The organism is Marinobacter halodurans (genome assembly GCF_004327985.1).
GTDB classification, from domain to species: domain Bacteria; phylum Pseudomonadota; class Gammaproteobacteria; order Pseudomonadales; family Oleiphilaceae; genus Marinobacter_A; species Marinobacter_A halodurans.
The window spans coordinates 1-382 of sequence record NZ_SJDL01000206.1 but is presented as its reverse complement, the minus strand read 5'-3'; the positions used below and the strand labels follow the sequence as shown (position 1 = coordinate 382).

Here is a 382-nt window from a genome sequence, read left to right as displayed (position 1 = left end):
ATGTGGGTCTGCTTACCCATCTGGGCAAGATGGTTAAGGCGTTTGGTAAAGCCGTTCGGAAACAGCGCCTGAGGCGCATCTGGCGTGATGCTGACCTGCACCGTCAAACCCTTCTTGAGGATACGGCTCCCAGTCGGGTGGATGGGCTTGAACTGAAGGCAGTTGATCTTGTTACAGATAAGTTGAACACAGCTCAAAGAATAGGAAGACTCGATCTAGAAGGGCATGCGCCAATAAGGCATGGAGGTATCAACATGTAGTGGTCAACTAATCCCGGACAGTATTTTAAGGTTTTCCTCAGCTGCAACGGGCGGAATGCCATCGTTGAATGTGTGAGGTCGCTGCCGGTTGTAATAGTCCATCAGATAGCCACCAACATCTT

General features: G+C 50.3%; 1 protein-coding gene. It reads left to right on the top strand.

All coding sequences use genetic code 11. The features are described from left to right. On the top strand, positions 1-260 hold a 260-nt coding region (locus EZI54_RS24995), incomplete at its 5' end, for a hypothetical protein (protein WP_207389363.1). Positions 261-382 lie beyond the last annotated feature (122 nt).